22 protein-coding genes are annotated in these 21,526 nt (G+C 31.1%); 2 read left to right on the top strand and 20 right to left on the bottom strand.

From position 1 onward, the window contains the following. Nucleotides 1-2: 2 nt before the first annotated feature. From ffh to pta, 13 genes are all read right to left on the bottom strand, one after another. Nucleotides 3-1,349 (bottom strand): signal recognition particle protein, encoded by a 1,347-nt coding sequence (gene ffh, locus Q3V94_RS03310; protein WP_303525122.1) that lies wholly within the window; start codon nt 1,347-1,349, stop codon nt 3-5. A 15-nt stretch (nt 1,350-1,364) separates the two neighbouring features. Further along, nucleotides 1,365-1,694, bottom strand: a complete 330-nt coding sequence (locus Q3V94_RS03315; RefSeq protein WP_008908194.1) for a putative DNA-binding protein — start codon at nt 1,692-1,694, stop codon at nt 1,365-1,367. 52 nt (nt 1,695-1,746) lie between these two features. Continuing rightward, complete coding sequence (ftsY, locus tag Q3V94_RS03320; RefSeq protein WP_303525173.1) at nt 1,747-2,673, bottom strand: signal recognition particle-docking protein FtsY; 927 nt, start codon at nt 2,671-2,673, stop codon at nt 1,747-1,749. Continuing rightward, nucleotides 2,670-6,212, bottom strand: a complete 3,543-nt coding sequence (gene smc / locus Q3V94_RS03325; protein ID WP_303525124.1) for a chromosome segregation protein SMC — start codon at nt 6,210-6,212, stop codon at nt 2,670-2,672. Before smc ends, ftsY begins: the two co-directional genes overlap by 4 nt. A 174-nt stretch (nt 6,213-6,386) precedes the next feature. Continuing rightward, the gene (locus Q3V94_RS03330; RefSeq protein ID WP_008908191.1) at nt 6,387-6,647 is read right to left on the bottom strand and encodes a stage V sporulation protein S; all 261 of its coding nucleotides are present in this window, start codon (nt 6,645-6,647) and stop codon (nt 6,387-6,389) included. A gap of 51 nt (nt 6,648-6,698) precedes the next feature. Continuing rightward, nucleotides 6,699-7,781: an elongator complex protein 3 gene (locus tag Q3V94_RS03335; RefSeq protein WP_008908190.1), complete on the bottom strand. Its 1,083-nt coding sequence runs from the start codon at nt 7,779-7,781 to the stop codon at nt 6,699-6,701. Next, nucleotides 7,774-8,490, bottom strand: a complete 717-nt coding sequence (gene rnc / locus Q3V94_RS03340) for a ribonuclease III (protein WP_274767741.1) — start codon at nt 8,488-8,490, stop codon at nt 7,774-7,776. Before rnc ends, Q3V94_RS03335 begins: the two co-directional genes overlap by 8 nt. Before the next feature lie 42 nt (nt 8,491-8,532). After that, on the bottom strand, nt 8,533-8,766 hold the full coding sequence (gene acpP / locus Q3V94_RS03345) for an acyl carrier protein (RefSeq protein ID WP_008908188.1): 234 nt from the start codon (nt 8,764-8,766) through the stop codon (nt 8,533-8,535). 123 nt (nt 8,767-8,889) lie between these two features. Then, nucleotides 8,890-9,897: a phosphate acyltransferase PlsX gene (gene plsX, locus Q3V94_RS03350; RefSeq protein WP_303525130.1), complete on the bottom strand. Its 1,008-nt coding sequence runs from the start codon at nt 9,895-9,897 to the stop codon at nt 8,890-8,892. A 62-nt stretch (nt 9,898-9,959) separates the two neighbouring features. Next, entirely contained in the window at nt 9,960-10,136 is a 177-nt protein-coding gene (gene rpmF / locus Q3V94_RS03355; RefSeq protein WP_008908186.1) for a 50S ribosomal protein L32, read from the bottom strand. A gap of 12 nt (nt 10,137-10,148) precedes the next feature. Then, entirely contained in the window at nt 10,149-10,640 is a 492-nt protein-coding gene (locus Q3V94_RS03360; protein WP_008908185.1) for a DUF177 domain-containing protein, read from the bottom strand. Nucleotides 10,641-10,711: 71 nt separating this feature from the next. Then, nucleotides 10,712-11,914: an acetate/propionate family kinase gene (locus Q3V94_RS03365; protein WP_303525131.1), complete on the bottom strand. Its 1,203-nt coding sequence runs from the start codon at nt 11,912-11,914 to the stop codon at nt 10,712-10,714. A 23-nt stretch (nt 11,915-11,937) separates the two neighbouring features. Then, complete coding sequence (pta, locus tag Q3V94_RS03370) at nt 11,938-12,930, bottom strand: phosphate acetyltransferase (RefSeq protein ID WP_303525133.1); 993 nt, start codon at nt 12,928-12,930, stop codon at nt 11,938-11,940. 129 nt (nt 12,931-13,059) lie between these two features. Here pta and Q3V94_RS03375 point away from each other — a divergent pair, with 129 nt between their 5' ends. Then, nucleotides 13,060-14,259 carry a nucleotidyltransferase gene (locus Q3V94_RS03375; protein WP_303525135.1) on the top strand — a complete coding sequence of 400 codons (1,200 nt, stop codon included), beginning with the start codon at nt 13,060-13,062 and terminating at the stop codon, nt 14,257-14,259. Between the two features lie 61 nt (nt 14,260-14,320). Beyond that, entirely contained in the window at nt 14,321-15,493 is a 1,173-nt protein-coding gene (locus Q3V94_RS03380) for a hypothetical protein (protein WP_303525137.1), read from the top strand. Here Q3V94_RS03380 and coaD read toward each other — a convergent pair whose 3' ends face one another. From coaD to Q3V94_RS03415, 7 genes are all read right to left on the bottom strand, one after another. Next, nucleotides 15,494-15,976 (bottom strand): pantetheine-phosphate adenylyltransferase, encoded by a 483-nt coding sequence (coaD, locus tag Q3V94_RS03385; protein ID WP_303525139.1) that lies wholly within the window; start codon nt 15,974-15,976, stop codon nt 15,494-15,496. Continuing rightward, the gene (gene rsmD / locus Q3V94_RS03390; protein ID WP_303525141.1) at nt 15,969-16,532 is read right to left on the bottom strand and encodes a 16S rRNA (guanine(966)-N(2))-methyltransferase RsmD; all 564 of its coding nucleotides are present in this window, start codon (nt 16,530-16,532) and stop codon (nt 15,969-15,971) included. The genes coaD and rsmD overlap by 8 nt, the downstream gene beginning before the upstream one ends. A 67-nt stretch (nt 16,533-16,599) precedes the next feature. Further along, nucleotides 16,600-16,821, bottom strand: a complete 222-nt coding sequence (locus Q3V94_RS03395) for an alpha/beta-type small acid-soluble spore protein (protein ID WP_008909794.1) — start codon at nt 16,819-16,821, stop codon at nt 16,600-16,602. A 160-nt stretch (nt 16,822-16,981) separates the two neighbouring features. Next, nucleotides 16,982-17,197, bottom strand: coding sequence for an alpha/beta-type small acid-soluble spore protein (locus tag Q3V94_RS03400; protein WP_008909793.1), 216 nt, complete (start codon nt 17,195-17,197; stop codon nt 16,982-16,984). A gap of 80 nt (nt 17,198-17,277) precedes the next feature. Further along, the gene (recG, locus tag Q3V94_RS03405) at nt 17,278-19,314 is read right to left on the bottom strand and encodes an ATP-dependent DNA helicase RecG (RefSeq protein WP_303525143.1); all 2,037 of its coding nucleotides are present in this window, start codon (nt 19,312-19,314) and stop codon (nt 17,278-17,280) included. Nucleotides 19,315-19,370: 56 nt separating this feature from the next. Then, a complete protein-coding gene (locus Q3V94_RS03410) occupies nt 19,371-20,963 on the bottom strand; it encodes a DAK2 domain-containing protein (protein WP_303525175.1) in 1,593 nt (530 codons plus the stop codon). A 60-nt stretch (nt 20,964-21,023) separates the two neighbouring features. Then, nucleotides 21,024-21,374, bottom strand: coding sequence for an Asp23/Gls24 family envelope stress response protein (locus tag Q3V94_RS03415; RefSeq protein ID WP_274767749.1), 351 nt, complete (start codon nt 21,372-21,374; stop codon nt 21,024-21,026). Nucleotides 21,375-21,526 lie beyond the last annotated feature (152 nt).

Here is a 21,526-nt window from a genome sequence, read left to right on the forward strand (position 1 = left end):
ATTTATTTAAAGAAAGGAAATTTAAATTTTCCTTTTTTCACGTGTTTTTGCATATCAGAAAACTGCTTCATCATCTTTCTCGCCTGTTCAAAATTATTTAACAACTTATTTACATCCTGAATAGTAGTTCCAGAACCTTTTGCTATTCTTTTTTTGCGACTAGAGTTTATTATTGAAGGATTTCTTCTTTCTTCCTTAGTCATAGATTTTATTATCGCCTCAATTTTTGCCATTTCCTTTTCATTTTCTTCAAAATCAATATCATCAAGTTTACTAGTATCCAATCCAGGAATCATTTTAATTAAATCCTTTAAAGGTCCTAATTTCTTCATTTGCTGCATCTGATCTAAAAAATCTTCCAAAGTAAATTCTTGTCTTTCTAATTTTTGCTGCATTTCTAGCGCTTTCTTCTCATCGATAGCCTGCTGTGCTTTTTCTATTAGACTTAATATATCGCCCATTCCTAATATTCTTGATGCCATTCTATCAGGATAAAAAATTTCTAAATCCGACAGCTTTTCACCAACACCAGCATACTTGATGGGCTTACCTGTCACAGCTTTAACTGATAACGCTGCTCCCCCTCTGGTATCTCCATCTAGCTTAGTTAATATAACTCCTGTTATATCTAATTTATCATTAAAACTTTGAGCCACATTAACTGCATCTTGACCTGTCATAGCATCAACAACCAAGAGAATCTCATCTGGATTAACCTCTTTTTTAATGCCTTCAAGTTCAAGCATTAACTCTTCATCAATATGAAGTCTACCTGCTGTATCTATTATAACTATATCCTTCGCATTCTTTTTTGCATATTCTAAAGATGCCTTTGCTATATCAACGGGGTTAACCTTATCGCCTAAAGTAAACACAGGAATGTCAATCTGTCCGCCGAGAATTTGAAGCTGCTTAATAGCAGCTGGTCTGTATATATCAGCAGCAACCAATAGGGGATGTTTGTTGTTCTTTCTAAGATGAAGAGCAAGCTTAGCTGCCATAGTAGTTTTTCCAGCCCCCTGTAGACCAACAAGCATTATTACTGTAGGAGGCTTAGGTGATATATTGATTTTACTTTCAGTGCCTCCCATCAGTTTAATCATTTCTTCATGAACAATCTTTATAACCTGCTGGGCAGGGGTTAGGCTTTCCATTACCTCTTGGCCAATTGCTCTTTCTGTTACAACATTTATAAAATCCTTAACAACTTTATAATTCACATCAGCTTCAAGAAGGGCTAGCTTAACCTCACGCATTGCATCCTTAACATCTTTTTCACTAAGTTTACCCTTACCTCTTAATTTTTTAAATGTTTCCTGTAATTTATGGGTTAAACCCTCAAATGCCATAAAAAGCCCTCCTAATTAGGAATCAATCAACTCTTCTATTAGTTCAATTATAGGTTGTAAATCTTTATCCTTCTTTTCTAATAATAAATTTTTGATAACTACAAGCCTTTGCTTTTGTCTTAAAAATTTATCTACTAATCCTAATTCTTTTTCATAGTCCAAAAGAGTCTTTTCGCTTCTTTTTATTATGTCGTGGACTGCTTGTCTTGAAATATTCATTACTTCTGATATCTCACTTAATGACATATCCTCTTCGTAATGATAGGACATTATCATTCTTTGCTTTTCTGTTAATAAATTTCCATAAAAATCCATAAGCATAGTTATATAGCTTAATTTATCCATAAATATCATCCTCTATTATACTAACAGAAACTTTTAAAGGTGTCAAGTATTTTTACTTAACACTATCAAATAGTGCCTTTACAAACATTTCAGGATTAAATTCTTGTAAGTCTTCTATTCCTTCTCCAACCCCTATCATTTTAACTGGGACATTTAATTCATTGCTTATTCCAATAACTATTCCTCCTTTAGCTGTTCCATCAAGTTTTGTCAATATTATACCATTCACATTGCTTACATCCATAAATTCCTTTGCCTGCAAAAGAGCATTTTGTCCTGTGGTAGCATCAAGAACAAGAAAAGTTTCTTTATAGAAGTTTTCACCTTCCCTTTCTATAACTTTATTTATCTTTCTCAGTTCCTCCATCAAATTCTTTTTATTATGAAGTCTTCCAGCAGTATCACATATTAAAATATCAGCTTTCCTTGCCTTTGCTGCTTGAAGAGCATCAAAAACTACTGCTGCTGGATCCGAACCTTCTTGATGCTTGATTGCATCAACTCCAACCCTTTGTCCCCAAACTTCTAGCTGATCAATGGCAGCTGCCCTAAAGGTATCAGCTGCAGCCAATAAAACTTTATAGCCTTTGCTTTTGAAAAAATGAGCTAATTTGCCTATACTTGTAGTTTTCCCAACACCATTAACACCAACGACCATAAAGACAGCAGGGAATTGGGGAGGAATAATTTTTAAATTTTTATCCCTTTGCATTATATCCATCAATATATTTTTAAGTTCTTCCTTTGCATCCTCTGGATCAGAAATTCGTTTATCCTTTATATTTTTTCTTAGCATCTCTATAATATCTTGTGTAGTTTTTACTCCAACATCAGACATGATTAAAGCCTCTTCAAGTTCCTCATAAAATTCTTCATCTAAATTAGAATTTAATGAAAATATAGCATCTACCTTTTGAACTAAATTATCCCTTGTCTTTACTAAACCTTCTTTAAGTTTTTCAAACCAGCCCATAGCTATGCCTCCTTTAATTTTAATGAAAGCAACTTTGATACTCCCTTTTCCTCCATAGTAACTCCATATAATGCATCAGCTGCACTCATAGATCCCTTTCTATGAGTTATCAGTATAAACTGGGTGTTATTTGCATACTTTTTTAGATAGTTAGCAAATCTTAATACATTTGCATCATCAAGGGCAGCTTCAATTTCATCCAATATGCAAAATGGTGTAGGCTTGAATTTTAATAACGAAAAAATTAATGCTATAGCAGATAATCCCTTTTCTCCTCCTGAGAGTAAAGTTATATTTTGTAATTTTTTTCCAGGAGGTTGAACTATTATTTCAATTCCTGATTCTAATACATCACCATTATCTATTCTCAAATCAGCATATCCACCACCAAATAATTCCTTGAAGGTTTCATTAAAATATTTCCTTATTATAGAAAAATTAGTTTGAAACTGCCTTTGCATTTTTTCAGTCATGTCTTTAATTACTTCTAACAGCGACTCCTCTGCTTCTATTAAATCCTTTTTTTGTTCTGATAAGAAATTATATCTTTCTTTTATTTTATTTAATTCCTCAATTGCACCAATATTGACTTCACCTAATTCCTTTATTTGAGCCTTTAACGAGTTTATCTTTTTATTTGCATCTGAATTATTAAAGTTTTCATTTTTATACTTTTGTGCCTGTGGAATCGTCAATTCATATTCATCCCATATCCTTTGATTTAATAACTCTATTTCTGATTCCTGCTTTGATTGGGTCATTTCAAGCTTATGAACTATGCTTGTAAGCTCTGCAATTTCCCTATTATTTTTTGTAAATTCTTCCTCTAAGCTATTTATTTCTTGAGCCATTAAATTTTTGCAATTAAAAAGCTCATCTTCTTTCTTTTTGTTTTCTTCTAAATCATTATTTAGCTTATTTAGCTTTTGGCTTTGATTTAATATTTGACTATTTAAATTATTTATCTTGTCTTCAATTTCTATAATTTTTCTATCTATTTTTTCCTCATTATCTTTAAATTCCTTTAAATCCATATTAAGTTCTTCAATTTTTGTTGTTAACGAATCCATCTCTTTTTTGAGCTCTGCAAATATTACCTTTTCAGATGTTAATTTAGTATTAATAGCTTCTTTTGATTTCTCAAACTCAACAAAATTTTTATTTAATTCTTCCAATTCCTTTTCCAAACTTATTTTTATTTCATTGTTTTTATTTATTCCCTCCGAATATTCATTTTCGTTCTGCTTTATTTTAGCTAGTTGATTATTGATTTGTTCTAACTCAACATTTATATCTTCAATGTCTTTATTTAACTCTAATATTTTCTCCTTTAAATTTTTAATATCGATTTCTTGTGTTGACGCGTTAATTTTTAAAATATTTAAGTTTGAAGATTTATTTTCTATATTTTTATTTAAGTTATCTCTACTACTTTCTTTTGCTTTTATCAGCTTCATTAAATTGTTTAATTCTTGATTAAGGTCTTCAATTTTATTCTTTAAATCATGAATTTCATTCTTTCTCTTAAAAATTCCAAGGTTTTTATTAGTTGTTCCACCGGTTAAAGAACCACCAGGATTTATTATTTCGCCATCTAATGTTACTATCTTATAATTAAAATCAGTTTTCTTGGCAAGGATGATGGCGTTATCTATATTATCACAAATCAATGTCCTTCCTAATAGACTTGTTATGATATTTTTATAAATAGCATCAAATTTAATAATTTTAGATGCTATTCCAATAAATCCTTTTGTCCCTTTAAAATTACCCTCGTCAGCCTCATCTCTACCTTTTACCGTAGTAATTGGCAAAAATGTCGCCCTTCCTAATCTTTCCCTCTTAAGGTATTCTATCATTTCTTTTGCCAGTGTTTCATCTTTAACTACAATATTCTGAAAGGAAGAACCTAATGCTGCTTCCAGTGATATTTCAAAGCCATTAGGAACCTCTATTATATCTGAAACCGTTCCATAAAATCCTTCGTTGTTTTTATATTTATATACGAGGGACTTTACAGCTTTATTATACCCTTCAAGATCCTTTTCCATTTCTATCAGCATATTCAATTTAGTTTCACATGATTTAATGTTCTGATGAGCCGAATTAATCTGCATATTTATTTGCTTAATTTCACTTTCAATTTTAATTAGATGTGATTCTAAATCATTTAGTTCCTTATGGTTTTCTTCTATCTTTAGCTTAATGTCTTCATATTCGTTTTGCTTAATCTTAAGTTCTTCCTCTAATTCATTTATCTTTTCTTCTTTTCCGCTTTTTGCTTGAATTAAATTGGCATATTGCTTATTAAAATTATCCTTTATAAAACTTAGAGAATTCATTTTATTATTGAGCTCAGAAATTCTATTTAAAACTTCTATAAGTTCATTTCTTTTGTTTTCAATTACCCTTTCATTTGCTTTATTTTCTTTAATATGTTCATTTAACTGATTTTCAATATCTTCGATTAATTTCTTTTGAAGTTTTAATTTTTCATCCATCCTTTGTTTTTCTGCAATTAATTTCTGTAATTTATCATATTTCTCAGATAAAATCCGATTATTATTTTCTTTTTCAATTAACAATCTTTGCTTTTCATTATTTTGATTTTCTTTTCTTTCTTTTAAAATTTCTATCTCTGATTTTGTCCTTTGAACTGACATTTCTAATTCATAACTAATATTACTAGACTTATCATAATCATCCTGGATTATTGTTAATTGGTGTTTTTTTTCAGCAATTATTGTTTCAAGTTCTTCTTTTTTATTTTCTAATAAATTTAGTTTGTTGATATTTTCTTCTATATCCTTTAAAGTAATATCAAGCTTTTGTTTTATAAGATTATAATTATGCAAAATAGAATTTATTTCGATCATTTTTAATTCATCCTTTAGCCTTAAAAACCTTTCCGCTTTTTGAGCTTGAATCTCTAAAGGACCAATTTGTGATTCTAATTCTGTTAAAATATCATTAATTCTTACAAGATTTTGCCTTGTATTTTCTAATTTTCTTTCAGCTTCTGCCTTCCTTGTTTTGAATTTAGTTATACCAGTTGCTTCCTCAAAAACCAATCTTCTCTCGTCTGGTTTTGAGCTTAAAATCTCTTCTACTTTTCCTTGTCCAATAATAGAATAGCCATCAACCCCTATCCCAGTATCCATAAGAAGTTCATAAATATCTTTAAGCCTACATACTGTGTTATTTAAAAGATATTCGCTTTCACCAGATCTATATAACCTTCTTGTTATCTTAACTTCATTGTATTCAATGGGTAATATATTATCTGAGTTATCAAGAATTAAAGATACCTCCGCAAAGCTTAAGGGTTTCCTATTTTCAGTTCCTGCAAAAATTACATCTTCCATCTTTGATCCTCTTAGGGTCTTGGCACTTTGTTCACCTAACACCCATCTTATCGCATCACAAATATTGCTCTTTCCGCTTCCGTTGGGGCCAACGATGGCTGTTATGCCTTTTGTAAATTCAACTTCAACTTTATCTGCAAAGGATTTAAAACCCTTTATTTCTACGCTCTTTAAATACAAAGCCCATCACCTCATGTATATTTTAAAGGGATTTATCCGAAAGGATAAATCCCATAAATGCCATATAGCTAATTTTAAATATCAGCATTAGCTCACATTAGTATAGTATAACATTCTTCATAAAACAAATCAATCTTTTAATAAAGGAAAATAAATAGACCTGCAACGCAGGTCTTATCTTGGTTGAACGATAAATTTTATTGCTGTTCTTTCTTCTCCTTCAATCTCTATTTCTGAAAAGGCTGGAATTACAACGAGATCTATTCCATTTGGTGCTACATATCCCCTTGTAATGGCTATAGCCTTTACAGCTTGATTAACAGCTCCGGCACCTACAGCTTGAATTTCTGCTGTAGATCTTTCCCTCAATACAGCAGCAAGTGCTCCAGCAACAGCTTTAGGTTGTGATTGAGCTGATACTTTTAAAATTTCCATGATGATTCCCCCTTTTTTCTTAATTATTGTTATATATTCTATAAAAATACATCAAATCCTTCTTAAATTAGCAAATTTTGCAAAATCTTTTATTGACATTTTTCTACTTAAAGTATCAGCCTCAATAACAACCTCAAGACTGCTTAAATTATCATCAATAAACACCCTTATTGATTTGTCCTTATATTCATTTACCAAAAGATTAAAATAATATTTTCTATTTGTATATAATTTAGAAATAGTTTTGTTATTTATAAATATTCTAATTTCCTTATACTCCTTAAAGTATTCATTAAAAATATATCGTATCATATCGCATATAATAGAGCCTTCAACCAATTCTCTAAATGCGGGATGAAAGGGCCCTGCTACCACATCTCTTCCTAACGCTATTCCTTCGCTTGCCTGCAGTCCAACCCGAATAATGTTTATGTCGTTCTTAATAAATATAAGATACACTTTTTTTGTAATATTCACGGCATCCTGCAATGAAAGAGGAATATATAATCCTTCTTTAAACATCTTTTCCATCTCAGTATCCTTGATTACCAACGCCGGATAAATTCTAACAAAATTTGGTTTTAAATTTACTATTTCATTAGCCGTTTTAATATCTTTTTCTTCATTGTCCTTAGGAAGTCCTATCATCATCTGTAAACCAAGTTCAAAGTCAAATTCCTTTATTAATTCAACTGCTCTATAAACATCTTCTACAGTATGTCCTCTCTCTGCCGCCCTAAGAACCTCATCATCCATAGATTGAATTCCTAATTCAATTGTTTTAACTCCAAATGCTTTTAAATTATTTAATATAGTATCGTTTATATAGTCGGGCCTTGTTGATAATCTTATTGAATCTATTTTCCCATCATCGACAAGTTTTTTGGCTGCACTTAATAACTCCTTCTGATAATCAAAGGGAATACCAGTAAAACTTCCACCGAAAAAAGATATTTCAACAAAGGAATTTTTCTTATCGATGGTGCTCAAAACTTCCTCTGCCCTATTAATCACATAATCATAATCGACATGATCGTCTCTTCCCGTTATTTTTTTTTGATTACAAAACACACAATCATGTGGACATCCAATATGGGGAACAAAAATTGGGACAATATAATGCTTATTACTCATTAACATCTACTCCCAACTTAATGAGGGCATTTTTAGCTGCCATCTGTTCAGCCTCCTTCTTGCTTTTGCCAACCCCTAAACCGTATTTTATATTATCTAAGTAGACTTCTATTTCAAACGTCTTATCGTGATCAGGACCCCATTGATTTGCAACTTCATATTTTATAGTGGATAATAAATTTCTTTGCACATATTCCTGAAGCCTAGACTTAAAATCTATATATTCCCTTCCTCTCGCAACGTTTTGTATTTTATGCTTTAATTTATTTAAAACAAAATCTTTAGCTTTATTATATCCTTGATCTAGATATATAGCCGCAATAACTGCTTCAGTGGCATCCGCCAACAAAGAGTCTTTATTTCGACCACCAGTTAATTCTTCACCTTTACCTATTCGTAAATACTTTTCAAGCTTTATTGCCCTTGCTAGTTCCGCTAGTGAGGACTCACAAACTACGCTTGCCCTTATTCTGCTTAACTTACCCTCTTGCCTATCTTTATACTTTTTAAATATATACTCGCTAACTATTAAGCTCAATACAGAGTCTCCTAAAAATTCTAATCGTTCATTATGGTCGTTATATTTTAATCCATTTTCATTAGCATAGGAACTATGAGTAAGTGCCTTATTCAATAAATCTTTGTCATGAAAATTTACTTCAATTATTTTTTCAAATTCCTCAAGATGTTTTCGTCTTATACTATCCATAAGAACCTCCATAAAATTTAAAGCCCCGAATAATCGGGACTATTATATGTCGGTATGTTCCTTTATGTAATCTACAACATCACCTACTGTTTGCAACTTTTCAGCATCCTCATCTGGAATTTCTAAATCAAAATCTTCCTCAAGAGCCATAATAAGCTCTACTATGTCTAATGAATCAGCACCTAAATCATCAATAAAATGTGAATCCATAGTTATATCGTCTGGATCTACTCCTAATATGTCTGAAATTCTTTCTTTTATTTTTTCGAATATCATTATATTCACCTCCCTTCAAAGGATTCATCTATATAATATTATATAAAGCATAAAAGCGTCAATAAATTTATTAATTTTTTTCTTACTTATTTATTTATTACCAATTTCAAAAAAATATTCACATTAGCTATCAACTTCTTTATTTTTTTCAATTTCTTCTCTAATAAGTTCAATGACATTACCCTTTACACAATTTATAGATTGCCTTACAGCATTTTTTATTGCCTTTGCATTTGAACTACCATGAGCCTTTATTACAACTTTATTTACCCCAAGAAAAATTGCTCCTCCATATTCAGTATAATCAAAATCTTTTTTAAACTTTTTAAATACAGGTTTTAAAATTGCTCCACCAATTTTATAGATTAACGAAGAATATATTTCCCTTTTTAAAATATCAAAAATTGTCTGGGCTACTCCTTCGTAAAGTTTCAATATAACATTGCCCACAAAACCATCTGATAAAACAACATCACATTCGCCTTTTGGAATTTCCCTTGGTTCAATATTGCCAATAAAGTTTAAATTGCTAGTCTTTAGCAGATTAAAACTTTGCTTAATAAATTCTGTTCCCTTTTCCTCTTCTGCTCCTATATTTACAAGACCAACCTTTGGATTTTCCTTTCCTAAAACCTTCTTTGAATAAATACTTCCCATAATACCAAACTGCAATATGTTTTTAGGTTTACATTCAGCATTTGCACCTGAATCCAAGAGCATAAAATGTCCCTTCTCCCCAGGGATTACTGGAGCTAAACAGGGTCTATCTATGCCATCTATCCTTCCTACTATAAACAAACCTCCAGCAAGAAGAGCTCCTGTGCTGCCGGCTGATATAAAAGCATCAGCCTTACCCTCCTTTAAATATTTTAATCCTACAACCATAGAAGAATCCTTTTTTCTTCTTATAGCTAATGTTGGAGATTCATCGTTAGTTATGATTTCTGTGGTATGAATTATTTGCAATCGATTCATTATATTTTTAAATTCCTCACTAATCTCTTTTTTTATTCCTTCTTCATCCCCTACTAAAATTATCTCTACATCATATTCCTTCGCTGCCATTAAAGCACCCTTGACAATCTCTGAAGGTGCATTATCTCCACCCATACAATCTATAACAACCCTCATAAACAAACCTCCTATTTTATTTTAAAAGACAAAAGCACACCTTACGGTGTGCTAAAACTCAATTACTTTTCTACTACAACTTTATCCTTGTAATAACCACAGCTTGGACAAACCCTATGAGCCAATTTCATTTCATGGCATTGTGGGCATTCTACCATACCTGGCATAGCTAATTTCCAAGTTTGTGCTCTTCTTTTGTCTCTTCTTGATTTTGAATGTCTTCTGGCTGGATTACCCATATTTGCACCTCCTCAATCACCTTTAAAGAACTGTTTTAATGCCTCAAGTCTAGGATCGATAACATCCTTTAAACATTCACACTGGCCTTCATTTAAATTTTTACCACAAACCGGGCAAAGGCCTTTACAATCATCACTACATAAAATCTTTGCTGGATAGGACAGAATAATATTATCAATTATCATATCTTCTAGATTTATTCTGTCCTCTGTAATCATATATATATCTTCCCCCTGCTTTTTTGAATACTTTTCTTCAAAATCTATCGTCAGAGGGTAGTCAACAGGTGCTAAGCATCTTGAACAAAAAGATTTTATTTTTGTTTTAATAGTTCCCTTTAATAAAATATCTTCCCCATCTAAAATGGCTGTCCCTTTAATTTTTAATTTGTCTGCCAATTCTACAACAAAATCATCACGTTGTAACTTGCTAATATCAAGCTCTAAGTCAAAGCTCATTTCATTTGTCTTTTTTTTAATTAAATCCGTAACATTTAAAATCATACGCTCACCTCAAACAGCGCTACAATTCATTATATAGGCTTATATAAAATATGTCAAGGCATGAAGTTTAATTATTTTAGCTTTACTACTATTTCCTTTGTATCCCTTGCTATCATAAGCTCTTCATTTGTTGGGATTAAGAACACCTTAACCTTTGAATCTGGTGTAGAAACCTCAGTTAATTTGCCTTTTACTTTATTCTTCTCTTCATCTATCTTAACTCCTAAGAATTCTAAACCTTGGCATACAAAATATCTACACTCTGGTGAATTTTCTCCAAGACCTGCAGTAAATACTATAGCATCTACACCACCCATTGCAGCTGCATAAGCTCCTATGTATTTCTTCACTCTGTAGTAGAACATATCAAGGGCTAATTGTGCTCTTTCGTTTCCTTTTGCAGCAGCATCCTCTATATCTCTAAAATCGCTGCTTACTCCTGAAACTCCTAAAACACCCGATTTTTTGTTCATAAGGTTATTAACATCCTTTGAGGTCATATTTTCAGTTTCTTCTAAGAAAGTAACTATAGCAGGATCGATATCTCCACATCTTGTTCCCATTATAAGTCCTTCAAGTGGAGTAAAGCCCATAGAAGTATCAACAGATTTACCACCATTTATAGCTGCAACAGATGCTCCATTTCCTAAATGGCAAGTAATGATCTTGCAATCCTTTATATCCTTTCCTAAAAGATCTGCAGCTATTTTACTTACATATCTATGGGATGTTCCATGGAAGCCATATCTTCTGATGCCGTGCTTTTCATATAGTTCATATGGAAGAGCATACATATAAGCATGCTTTGGCATGGTTTGATGGAATGCTGTATCAAATACAGCCACCATTGGTGTATGTGGCATAAGCTCTTTGCAAGCATAAATACCTGTTAAATTCGGAGGATTATGTAGTGGAGCTAAATGTGAAACCTCTTCTAATGTTTTTAAAACTTCCTCGTCTATTAAAACAGAGCTTGCATACTTTTCTCCACCATGAACTACTCTATGGCCTACTGCTGATATTTCATTCATGTCTTTAATTACGCCATATTCTGGGTGTGTTAGTGCTTCTAAAACCAATTTAATTGCTGTTTTGTGATCAGGCATTGGATGTTCAATTACAACTTTATCTTTACCCTCTGGTCTGTGCCCTAATACTGAACCTTCAAGTCCTATTCTTTCAGCTAATCCCTTAGCTAAAACTGTTTCATTCTCCATGTTGATTAATTGATACTTTAATGATGAGCTCCCGCAATTAATTACCAAAATATTCATGTGTATTACCCCTTTCCTTTAATTTATTGCGCTTGAACAGCTGTTATAGCAACAACATTAACTATGTCTTCAACGCTGCAACCCCTTGACAAATCGTTTACAGGAGCAGCAAATCCTTGACAAATTGGTCCTATGGCTTCAGCATTAGCTAATCTTTGAACCAACTTGTATCCTATATTTCCTGATTGCAAATCTGGGAAAATTAAAACATTAGCCTTTCCTGCCACTTGACTTCCTGGTGACTTAAGTTCTGCAACCTTTGGAACTATTGCAGCATCAAGCTGTAATTCACCATCTATCATTAAATCTGGAGCCATTTCCTTTGCAATTTTTGTAGCTTCTATTACCTTATCAACAAGCTCATGTTTTGCACTTCCCTTTGTTGAGAAAGAAAGCATTGCAACTCTCGGTTCCATACCACATAAATTCTTGGCATTCATCGCACTTGCAACGGCTATTGAAGCAAGTTCCTCTGCAGTTGGATTAGGATTAACAGCACAATCTGCAAATATAAACAAACCATTATCCCCAAAATTTGGGTTTGGAACTTCCATTATAAAAATGCTTGATGCAATTGAAACTCCTGGTGCTGTTTTAATTATTTGCATTGCTGGTCTTAAAAGGTCTCCTGTTGAATGTATAGCACCAGATACCATTCCGTCGGCATCCTTCATTTTAACCATCATAGTCCCAAAATACATTTCATCTTTAACTGTTTCAAGAGCCTTTTCTAGAGTCATTCCTTTATTCTTTCTAATTTCATACAACTGATTAGCATAAAATTCTAATTTTTCGCTCTTTTTAGGATTAATTATCTTTACCCCTTCAAGTGAAACCCCATTTTCTTTAGCAATGCTCATTATTTTTTCTTCATCACCAAGCATAATTAAATTAGCTAAACCTTCTTTAACTATAATTTCTGCAGCTTTAATCGTTCTTATTTCTTCTCCTTCAGGCAAAACTATGGTCTTTTTATTAGCCCTTGCCTTTGCTTTAATTTCCTCCATTAAAGCCATGATAAAACCCCTTTCTTTTGTTAGTATGTATTATGTTGCATTCTACATTTTATATTATATAATATTTATGTCAATAAACAAACAATAATATGTAAAAAAATATAATTTTGTATAAAAAGGAGATGCAAAATGAAAGTAACAGGAATTATTGTCGAATATAATCCTTTACATAATGGCCATTTATATCACCTACAACAAACTAAACAAGTTACAAATTGTGACTATGTTGTTGCCGTTATGAGTGGTAACTTTGTCCAAAGAGGTGAACCAGCAATAGTAAACAAATGGGCTCGAGCTGAAGCAGCTTTAAATGCTGGTGTTGATCTTGTTATTGAGCTGCCTGTAATTTATAGCATTAGCAGCGCAGAAAATTTTGCTTATGGAGCTATATCAATTTTAAATAAGCTTAACATTATAGATTCCATATGTTTTGGCAGTGAATCTGGTGATATAGAACCTCTTTTTAAAATTGCACAAATTTTAGCTGAAGAACCAAAGGAATATAAAAACTTATTAAAAAAATTTTTAAAGCAGGGGCTTCCATATCCAAAAGCACGTGAATTTGCTTTAAATAATTATTTTAAAGATACGAATAATCTTCTTCAAACTTCAAATAACATTTTAGGTGTTGAATATCTTAAGGCTTTAATAAAACTTAATAGCAATATTAAACCTTATACAATAAAGAGAATAAAAAATAATTATAATGATATAAACATCACCTCAAACATCGCTAGCGCAACTTCTATACGCCATAATTTCGATAATTATGATCTTATAAAAACTACCATGCCTGAATTTTCCTTTGAAATTATTCAAAGGGAAAAACAACTAGGAAAGGGGCCTGTAAATCTTAATAATTTAGCAGACTTAATTTTCTATAAAATACGAAGTTTAACAGCAAATGAACTAAGTAAAATCCACGATATATCAGAGGGCCTTGAAAACAAAATAAAATATGCTGCTGAAGAATCTTCTACGATTGAAGAACTATTGAATTTAGCTTTGAGCAAAAGATATACAAAAACAAGGCTTCAGAGAATTCTTTTATACATATTATTAGATATTACAAAAGAAGTTTATTTGCAGACTATAAAAGAAATAAACTATATTAGAATATTAGCTGCTAATTCAAAGGGCAGAAAACTTCTTAAGTATGTAAAAGATAAAGAATTAGTTGATATTCCTATTATAATAAATCCATCTAAATATGATAAAGAGCTCTTGTCATTAGATATTAAGGCAACTGATATATATGTTTTAGGATATAATAATCCTAAGTATAAAATAGCAGTCCAAGACCTAAAAAATAAACCAATATTACTTTAAACATAGTATTAAATCCTATTGCATAAATATTAATTAAAGAAATTTGACGGTGTTTTATATTATGGTTATATTTATTCAATTGATGATATTATTTTCAATTATTTTATTTTTAATGGGTCAAAATAAAAGGGCAGCAAAAATTTTCGTAATATCAATGCTGATTACCATGTTTCTATTCCCCAAAAACTCCATTGAAGCAGCAAAAAACGGTTTTAACCTATGGATATATGTAGTAACGCCTTCCTTATTCCCTTTTTTTATATTAAATGACATAGTAATTTCCTTAGAAATTCCAGATAGTATATCGAAATTATTCAAAAATTATTTTAAAAAACTTCTTAATACATCTGGATATGGTGCGTATGTCTTTATTATGAGTATATTCACAGGATACCCAACTGGGGCAAAAATAGTTGCTCAGCTTATTAGCGAAAAAAAAATATCAAGTTATGAAGGTCAAAAAATATTAAATTTTGCAAGCACTTCAGGTCCCTTGTTTGTAATTGGAGCAGTTGGTATTGGAATGTTTAATAACATAAAAGTTGGATATATTTTGTTTATTTCTCATATATTAGGTGCAATTATTAATGGTTTGGTTTTAAATAACATCTTATATCCAAAATCAAATGTTGCTGAGTCATGTTGGTTATATAAAGATAAAAATACAAATAGGAATTTTTTAACGAAGTCCATCCTCAATTCCCTTACAACTACTGGAATAATTGGAGGATATATTATTTTCTTTTCTGTCCTTATAGAACTGATTTATAAGCTAAATATTTTCAATAAAATTGAATGGCTCCTTGATTTATTTTTAAATAAATCATTATCTAAATCTATAATATTAGCACTTCAAGGAGCAATAGAAATTACTAATGGATGTAATTTAATAAGTAAATCAAATATTCCATTTTTTTTAAAAATCCTGATTTCAACCTTTATTATATCCTTTAGCGGGATTTCTATTATAATGCAAGTTTTTTCAATAACTTATGAAGAAAAAATATCTATAAAAGCCTATGTAATATCCAAAATATCGCATTCTATATTTTCTGTGTTAGTTGCATTACTTATGTTAAATTTTATTTCTATTGATAGCGAAACCTTTATGGTTGAACCTAATATCCCTTATTTTATAAGTTTATTTCCTCTATTAGAGATTTTATTAATAACAATACTAATTTTAAATGTTATCTACTTTATAAAAATTAATATTTTGGGAGAAAAATATTAATTATTTAAATTTATTCCTTATATCGTCTATTATTTCCTCAGGAACTAAATCCTTGATGCAGCCTCCATACATTGCAACCTGTTTTACCAAACTAGAGCTTAAAAAGGAATATTTATTATTCGTCATCATAAAAAGAGTTTCTAATTGGTTATTCAATTTATTATTCATCATTGCCATTTGAAGTTCATACTCAAAATCAGAGACTGCCCTAAGTCCTTTAATTATTACCTTAGCTGACTTTTCCTTTGCATAATTTACAAGAAGTCCCTTAAAACTTTCAACTTCAACATTATCAATATCCTTTGTTACTCTTTTGATTAACTCAACACGTTCTTCAATTGTAAATAAGGGATTCTTTTTTTCTGGATTCTCTAAAACTGCAACAATTACCTTATCAAATATTTTTGACGCCCTAACTATTATGTCAAGATGACCATTAGTTATAGGATCAAAACTACCAGGATATATTGCTATATTATTCATATTTGTCCTCCTTAACCCAAAATATAATTTTGCATCTTCCATATTTTTCTGTTCTAAAGTTTTTAAAAATCCCGACGACTTTTGGGATATCATCCTTTTCATCTAGTTCCGAAATAATTAAAGTATTATCATTATAAATTCTATTTTCGCTTATTGCTTCAACGGCTCTTTGAACCATTCCCCTTCCATAAGGGGGATCCAAAAAAATCAAATCATATTTAAAATTCTCCTTTGATAAATTTTTTATAATTTTAAAGGAATCTCCAAAATAAGCTTTACTTCTATCTTCGAAGTTTAAATTTTTTATATTTTCTTTTAAAACCTTATATGCAGATTTGTCATTTTCTATAAAGGTACAAAATTTTGCCCCTCGGCTTATTGCTTCAAGACCTAAGTTACCACTACCTGCAAACATATCTAATACAATAGCATCATAAATCTTATTTGATATTATATTAAACACAGACTCCTTTACCCTATCTAAAGTGGGTCTTGTGTTCATACCTTCAGGTGCCTTTATAATTCTTCCCTTTGCTTCACCAGTTATTATTCTCATGCCAAGCCTCCTTTATTAAAATAAAGAAAAGGGAAGATTGCCTTCCCTTTTCTTTATTTTATATCAATTATTGTCTTCCTGCAAGGCCTCTTTCATAAGCCTCTACCATCTTCTTAACCATATATCCACCTACTGAACCACATTCCTTTGATGTCATGTTTCCCCAGTATCCTGTTGGTGGAACCTGAACTCCTATTTCATTTGCTACTTCATATTTGAATTGTTCGAGGCCCTTCTTAGCTTCTGGAATAACAGTTTGATTTGTTCTTCCTACTAAGTTTTCGTTCATTATTTTCACCTCCTGTTTCAGTTGCTTATTATTAATTTCTCCATTATTCGACAATATATTCATGTAAATATTGGTAATTGAAAACATAACATATAATCAACTTTAAAAGGGGAATAGAGAGAGCTCTATTCCCCTTTTATATCTTTGTGCTACCGCCTAATTATCTTTTTCCTGCAAGGCCTCTTTCATAAGCCTCTACCATCTTCTTAACCATATATCCACCTACTGAACCGCATTCCCTTGATGTCATGTTTCCCCAATATCCTGTTGGTGGAACCTGAACTCCTATTTCATTTGCTACTTCATATTTGAATTGTTCAAGTGCTGCCTCAGCTTCTGGAACTAATGCCCTGTTTCTTGGTTGAATGTTTATCATATTGTTTCACCTCCTGTTTCTGTTTCTATTATTAATTTAACCACTTAAACTGAAATTATAACAGGAAGTTTTTTTCTCAATTAGTTTATAGATATATTATCACCAATATTTTGTATTAATTCTTCTATCCTTAATTTTAACTTATAATAATCCTTATCTAATAGTCGTCTTGACTGAATTAACTCCCTTGCCACTTCTTTTGTTTGCATAAGAATATCTATATCTTTAAATAAATTCGCAACTTTAAGCTCCGGAAGTCCATGTTGTCTTGTGCCAAAAAACTCGCCCGTTCCTCTTAATTCTAAATCCTTTTCAGCTATCTCAAATCCACTGTTAGTTTTAGTCATAATTTTCATTCTTTCAATAGCATCATCAGTTTTTGCATCGGCAACTAATATACAATAGGATTTATAATTTCCTCTTCCAACTCTACCTCTTAATTGATGTAACTGTGCCAAACCAAACCTATCAGCATTCTCAATTACTATTATAGTAGCATTAGGCACATTTACCCCTACTTCAACTACTGTTGTAGAAACCAGCACCTGAATCTCATTATTTTTAAATTTTTTCATAATTTCATCCTTTTCGCTTGCAGACATTTTTCCATGTAATATTCCAATTTTGTTATATTTTAGAAAATTATTTTTTAAATTTTCAGCCATTTCTAATACCGATTCTGCTTCTAACTTTTCCGATTCCTCCACTAGCGGACATATTACATATGCCTGTCTTCCCTTCTCTACCTCCTTTTTTACAAAATCATAAACCTTCTCCCGCATATTAGGCCTTACAAAATAGGTTTCCACTTTTTGTCGCCCAGGTGGTAACTGATCTATAACTGAAATATCCATATCGCCATACATAAATAAAGCAAGAGTTCTTGGAATCGGTGTTGCAGTCATAACTAATACATGAGGATTATAGCCCTTATTAATTAGAGTTGCTCTTTGTCTTACTCCAAATCTATGCTGTTCATCAGTAATTACAAGGGCTAAATTTTTAAATTCCACATTTTCCTGTAATAGTGCATGAGTTCCAATAACAATACTTATTTCTCCTTGAGATATCTTTCTTATTATCTCTTCCTTTTGCTTTTTAGAAGTGCTTCCAACCAATAATGCAATATTTATATTCCAATCCTTTAATAATTCTAAAATAGTATTATAATGTTGTTCTGCTAAAATTTCAGTAGGAGCCATTAATACTCCTTGATATCCGTTCATTGCACAATTAAATAGAGCAATAACTGAAATGATTGTTTTTCCGGAACCTACATCACCTTGAAGCAATCTATTCATAGGTGTGTTTTTTTTCATATCAATCAAAATTTCTCTTATAACCTTCCTTTGGGCCTCTGTAAGTTCAAAGGGTAATTTTTCCTTTAAAGCCTTTAGCTCCTTACTAACAGCCATCGAATAGCTTGTTGTGCTTGAAGAGTATTTTTTCTTTAGTTCAAATAAGCCTAGTTGTATTATTAGCAATTCCTCAAATTTTAATCGCCTTTTAGCCAGTTTAAGCATATTTTTATCTTTGGGGAAGTGAATATTTATAATTGCATTTTTTATGTCCAATAGATCATATATCTTTCTTAAACTTTCTGGTAATAATTCTTCAACCTCTTGATCTATAAAATTAAGGGCCTGTTTTATAATTTTTCTCATAATTTTTTGAGTAAGATTTTTATTAATGGAATAAATCGGATTAATTCCTTGTGTTTCTTCATAATCCTTTTCATACTGGGGATCAACTAAAGTAATTTCTCCAAATTGTTTTGATACTTTACCGTAGAGCAACACTTTTTCGCCAATTTTAAAGTTATTTTTTATATACGGCTGATTAAACCATATCCCCGATATAAAACCAGTTTCATTTTTAAATAATATTTTATTTAATGTTTTACCTGTTTTAGTTTTCTTACTCGGAAAAATTTGTGCAACTTCAACTATTACACTTGCCATTTCATCATTTTCTAGTTTGCTTATAGGTTTTATGTTAGTTCTATCCTCATAGTCCCTTGGAAAATAAAATAGTGCATCCTTAACTGTATTAATTCCTAAACTTGATAAATACTTTGCAATTTTAGGTCCAACTCCCTTCAAATATTGAATCTCCATATATCCACCTCTTATGTGGTTAAATTTATAAAGGCATGCACTTTGGCATGCCATAATCATTCCACAGAAATTATATAATAATAAATAGGTTGCCCTCCAAAATAAACGTTTACATCAAGGTTTGAATACTTTTCTTTGATATATTCTTGAACTTTAGCAGCATCTTCTTCACTGACTTCATTTCCGTAAAATATTGAAATGAATTCGCTGTCTTCATCAATCATATTATCAATTAATTTAGTAACTACTTCATTCAAATTAGCTCCAGCATTTACAAGTTTCCCATTTAATATTCCTATTACATCGCCTTCGTTTACATCTATACCGTCAAGATTGGTGTTTCTTACTGCAAATGTAACTTGCCCTGTCTTAACCTTCGATATAGCTTCCATCATTATTTCTTTATTTTCATTAGCATTACTATCCGGATTAAAATTTAACATTGCAGTTATACCTTGAGGTATGCTTCTTGTTGGAATAACTACAACATTCTTATTTGAAAGATCCCTTGCCTGTTCAGCTGCAAGAATAATATTCTTATTATTAGGCAATATAAATATGTTTTTAGCATTTATATTATTTATTGCATCTAAAATATCTTGTGTGCTTGGATTCATCGTCTGGCCGCCTTCTATAATTTTGTCAACCCCTAACTCTTCAAATATCTGTTTAAATCCTTCGCCAAAAGAAATTGTAATAAATCCATATTCCTTTTCATCTTGACTTGTATATTCAGTCTTCTCATCGGAATATGTATCATCTGTTAAACTTCTGTGTTGTTCCTTCATGTTGTCAATTTTAATCTTTATCAACTCTCCTAATTTTAACGCCTCTTCTAATACTATTCCTGGATTATTAGTATGAATATGAACCTTGATTAACTCTTCTGTTCCAACAACAACTATCGAATCACCATATTTTGTGATTTTTTCTTTAAATTCTTCAGGTTTTGCATTTTTAGTCTTAATAAAAAACTCTGTGCAGTAAGAAAATTTTATATCTGATGTATCTATGTTACTATATTTTACTTCTTCCTTCTTTTCTTGCTGTTTTACTTTTGCTTCGTTTATCTCCCCTAGCAGAACCTTCAAAAAGCCTAAATATATAAGCGTTAATCCTTTACCTCCTGCGTCAACAACTCCTGCTTGCTTTAAAACAGGAAGTATTTCTGGCGTTTTATTTAAAGATACGTTTGAATATTCATACATAAGCTTTAAAAAAACTTCAAAATTACTTTCTTTTTTTGCTATTTCTATCGCCTTATCTGCAGTCTCTCTTGCTACAGTTAAAATAGTTCCTTCCGTTGGTTTCATGACTGCCTTATAAGCAGTATTTACTCCTTCCTTTAAAGCTTGAGCAAAGTCCTTTGTATTTATAGTTTCTTTTGTTTTTAAAAATTTTGCAAAACCTCTTATAAGCTGAGATAATATAACTCCAGAATTGCCTCTGGCACCCATTAAAGATCCCATTGAAATTGCATCACAAACATTTGTAACATTAACATCCTTGATTTTCTCCAATTCACTTACAGCAGCCATTATTGTAGCTGCCATATTTGTTCCTGTATCTCCATCTGGAACTGGGAAAACATTTAATGCATTAACATCTTCTTTGTTGTTTTCAAGCTCATATGCACCATTTATGAACATTTGTTTCAATAGTTGTCCATCCAACAACGTAGTTTGTTTCAATGCTTAAACCTCCTTGCTTTAAACTCTAATGTCCTGAACATAGACATTAACTTTATGAACTTTTATTCCTGTAAAATTTTCAATTGTGTATTTTACTTTTTCTATAATGTTCTCAGCAATAACAGGTATTTTAGTTCCATATTCAACTATTATAAACAAATCAATAACTATCTCATCATTGTTAATTATTACTTTAACCCCTTTGTTTAGCTGCTCCTTCTTCAAAAGTTCCCACAAACCATCCGTTGCTCTTTTGGAAGCCATTCCAACAACTCCATAGCACTCAGTTGTCGCTGCACCAGCTAATTTTGCTATTAGCTCATCTGTAAATTCAATATAGCCTAATTCGTTATATATTTTTACTGACATACTTAAACCTCCCAACCTTACTAGGGATACTAGTCTTTATTTTATAATTTTATATTAATTATTAAAATTCTTCAAGATAAAATATTTATAACTGTAAAGTAAAAATACTTTACAAAATCAAAAATGCATTATATAATTATTATTGTAATAAA

The sequence above is a fragment of the Caloramator sp. CAR-1 genome (assembly GCF_030546345.1).
GTDB lineage: Bacteria > Bacillota > Clostridia > Clostridiales > Caloramatoraceae > Caloramator > Caloramator australicus.

Excerpts from the sequence above, each read along its gene's own strand:
- ffh (WP_303525122.1), bottom strand. The coding sequence starts at position 1,349 with ATGGCATTTGAGGGTTTAACCCATAAATTACAGGAAACATTTAAAAAA.
- Q3V94_RS03315 (WP_008908194.1), bottom strand. The coding sequence starts at position 1,694 with ATGGATAAATTAAGCTATATAACTATGCTTATGGATTTTTATGGAAAT.
- Q3V94_RS03330 (WP_008908191.1), bottom strand. The coding sequence starts at position 6,647 with ATGGAAATTTTAAAAGTATCAGCTCAATCACAACCTAAAGCTGTTGCT.
- Q3V94_RS03335 (WP_008908190.1), bottom strand. The coding sequence starts at position 7,781 with ATGAGTAATAAGCATTATATTGTCCCAATTTTTGTTCCCCATATTGGA.
- rnc (WP_274767741.1), bottom strand. The coding sequence starts at position 8,490 with ATGGATAGTATAAGACGAAAACATCTTGAGGAATTTGAAAAAATAATT.
- acpP (WP_008908188.1), bottom strand. The coding sequence starts at position 8,766 with ATGATATTCGAAAAAATAAAAGAAAGAATTTCAGACATATTAGGAGTA.
- plsX (WP_303525130.1), bottom strand. The coding sequence starts at position 9,897 with ATGAGGGTTGTTATAGATTGTATGGGTGGAGATAATGCACCTTCAGAG.
- rpmF (WP_008908186.1), bottom strand. The coding sequence starts at position 10,136 with ATGGGTAATCCAGCCAGAAGACATTCAAAATCAAGAAGAGACAAAAGA.
- Q3V94_RS03360 (WP_008908185.1), bottom strand. The coding sequence starts at position 10,640 with ATGATTTTAAATGTTACGGATTTAATTAAAAAAAAGACAAATGAAATG.
- Q3V94_RS03365 (WP_303525131.1), bottom strand. The coding sequence starts at position 11,914 with ATGAATATTTTGGTAATTAATTGCGGGAGCTCATCATTAAAGTATCAA.
- pta (WP_303525133.1), bottom strand. The coding sequence starts at position 12,930 with ATGGCTTTAATGGAGGAAATTAAAGCAAAGGCAAGGGCTAATAAAAAG.
- Q3V94_RS03375 (WP_303525135.1), top strand. The coding sequence starts at position 13,060 with ATGAAAGTAACAGGAATTATTGTCGAATATAATCCTTTACATAATGGC.
- Q3V94_RS03380 (WP_303525137.1), top strand. The coding sequence starts at position 14,321 with ATGGTTATATTTATTCAATTGATGATATTATTTTCAATTATTTTATTT.
- coaD (WP_303525139.1), bottom strand. The coding sequence starts at position 15,976 with ATGAATAATATAGCAATATATCCTGGTAGTTTTGATCCTATAACTAAT.
- rsmD (WP_303525141.1), bottom strand. The coding sequence starts at position 16,532 with ATGAGAATAATAACTGGTGAAGCAAAGGGAAGAATTATAAAGGCACCT.
- Q3V94_RS03395 (WP_008909794.1), bottom strand. The coding sequence starts at position 16,821 with ATGAACGAAAACTTAGTAGGAAGAACAAATCAAACTGTTATTCCAGAA.
- Q3V94_RS03400 (WP_008909793.1), bottom strand. The coding sequence starts at position 17,197 with ATGATAAACATTCAACCAAGAAACAGGGCATTAGTTCCAGAAGCTGAG.
- recG (WP_303525143.1), bottom strand. The coding sequence starts at position 19,314 with ATGGAGATTCAATATTTGAAGGGAGTTGGACCTAAAATTGCAAAGTAT.
- Q3V94_RS03410 (WP_303525175.1), bottom strand. The coding sequence starts at position 20,963 with ATGTTCATAAATGGTGCATATGAGCTTGAAAACAACAAAGAAGATGTT.
- Q3V94_RS03415 (WP_274767749.1), bottom strand. The coding sequence starts at position 21,374 with ATGTCAGTAAAAATATATAACGAATTAGGCTATATTGAATTTACAGAT.